Source organism: Arsenophonus sp. ENCA (assembly GCF_002287155.1).
Lineage (GTDB): Bacteria > Pseudomonadota > Gammaproteobacteria > Enterobacterales > Enterobacteriaceae > Arsenophonus > Arsenophonus nilaparvatae.
Genome location: NZ_NHNG01000552.1, coordinates 1 through 2,207, shown reverse-complemented (window position 1 = coordinate 2,207; position 2,207 = coordinate 1). Strand labels below are relative to the sequence as shown.

Here is a 2,207-nt window from a genome sequence, read left to right as displayed (position 1 = left end):
TACAGGTTTCGATCTTGACCAGCGGGTCACCCAACTTGTCGATCGTCTGTTGGTGATACTGGTTTGCAAAGAGGTCATTCTTAATGGCGCTGCGTTTCTTCATGGTGGTTAGCTCAGTAGACCAGCTTCCGATAACTTTATCAGCAAAATCAAACTCGGCTTAGGTTTTTCGAGGTGCCCTAAAGAGATAAATATAATGCATAATGAATGGCAAGAAGTTTTAGATTTCTGGTTTAAGGAATCTACCAATAAACAATGGTTCGAAAAAAAACCACAATTTGACGCTATCATCCGGGATAGATTTAAACTTACTACTGAAAAAGCGAGTCGTGGTGAACTTGCTCATTGGCGTTGTTCAATAAAAGGGAGATTAGCTGAAATTATCGTGCTTGATCAGTTTTCTCGTAATATTTGGCGTGATACAGCAAAAGCTTTTTCACAAGATAATATGGCGCTTATGTTAGCTCAAGAAGCAATTAAACAACCAGATTATACACACTTACCAATAAAAGAACGTAAATTCATTTTGATGCCATTTATGCATTCAGAATCACCTTTCATACATCAACAAGCAGTTCCTCTTTTTACTGCGTTAAATGATAAAATAACACTTGAATTTGAAATGCGGCATAAAGAAATTATTGATCATTTTGGCCGCTATCCACATAGAAATGGAATTCTTAATAGAGATTCTACTCCTGAAGAAATATTATTTTTAAAAAATCGGGTTCAAGTTTTTAGCTTATAAGAAGAGCAGTAGAGTATATATTTGCAATATATACTCTATTTTGTGAATTAACAAAACAGTGATCTTTTTGCAACTTTTAAATTAAGTTATTGTTCAATTGTTTTTTAAATATTCCCCTGTAATAACCGCAATATTTTGATAAAAATGCGTCATAACCATCATTCAAACTATTTTATTAGTGATATAGTGTTTCTTTAAAATAGATAAGGTTGACAGATGTTATTTTAACCAAAAACTTGATGAGATTAGCAAACGATGCCAAGCAAAATTTTAATAACCAGCTACAACATTAGTGGTTTTGGTGGTATGGAAACCGTTTGTCGTGAATTTATTTTGTTATTAAAACAGCCGCGACCAGATATAACTGTCAGTTTTGTCTTTTTTAATGCTAAACAAACGCAACCGAATGATGATTGGTTAGATAACATAAAATATAGTCGATTATATTCCAATATTAAAAACGGTAAGCTGCGACGTATTCATTATGCTTTGCAGCTACGACAACTACTTAGCGAACAAAAAATTAACGCAATTATCGCCTTGGATTCGATTGCCTGTTATAACTCAAATGTCAGTAGAAAACTTATCTTAGGCAGACAAATACCTCTAATTTCCTGGCCACACTTTGCCATTAATGGAAGTTATAAAAAAGAATATCTTTTAAAAACAGATTACTATTACGCGATAAGCTCAGGTATAGCGAGGCAATTAGTTGCCCTCGGCGTCGATGAAAATAATATTTTTACCTTATTTAATCCAATAAAAAAACAGGACATTATTATCCCGCGACCTGAGGACAAAACTATTTTTCTCTATTTAGGGCGAATATTTTTTGCGGGACAAAAACAACTGGCTTTTCTATTTACTAGCTTGGCAAATATCAGCGGTGACTGGCAACTCAATATTGTCGGTAGTGGCGAAGAGCAGGAAATCAATCAATTAAAACAGCTAGCTAAAAAACTAAATATTGAAAAAAAAATTAACTGGCATGGCTGGCAGCCAGATCCATGGTTTTATATACGCAATAATATAAAAACAGTTTCGGCCCTACTACTAACTTACAGCATTGAAGGCCTTGGCATGGTTCTTCTTGAAGCCATATCCTATAGTATTTATGCAATAAGTTCAGATTGCCCAGCTGGGCCGGAAGATATCATTAAAAACGATATTAATGGAGAATTATTTCCTGTTAATGATCTACCCTGTTTCGTTAATATATTACAGGGCACCTCGAAAAACTCAAGATTTTCAATTAACCCTTGGATTTCATTCTAAATAATTAGATTTTTTTTGATTATCATGCTACTGATTCTATCGCACATTGCCCTGGCTAGGGCCATTTGACCCATTCTGGGCGTCAGAAAGCCACGATGCACGCGCTCTGGAAGTACGCCAACCGCTTTAGGTTGTAACATGCTGCCATCATCGTCATGGCAAAATTAGCGCGCACCTGTCCAAT

2 protein-coding genes are annotated in these 2,207 nt (G+C 35.3%); both read left to right on the top strand.

Annotation, left to right across the window (positions count from 1 at the left end):
* Positions 1-196 precede the first annotated feature (196 nt).
* Positions 197-748, top strand: coding sequence for a DUF924 family protein (locus tag CBG25_RS14290; RefSeq protein WP_290607440.1), 552 nt, complete (start codon positions 197-199; stop codon positions 746-748).
* A gap of 255 nt (positions 749-1,003) precedes the next feature.
* Positions 1,004-2,023 (top strand): glycosyltransferase, encoded by a 1,020-nt coding sequence (locus CBG25_RS14285; RefSeq protein WP_290607438.1) that lies wholly within the window; start codon positions 1,004-1,006, stop codon positions 2,021-2,023.
* The last annotated feature ends 184 nt before the right edge of the window (positions 2,024-2,207 follow it).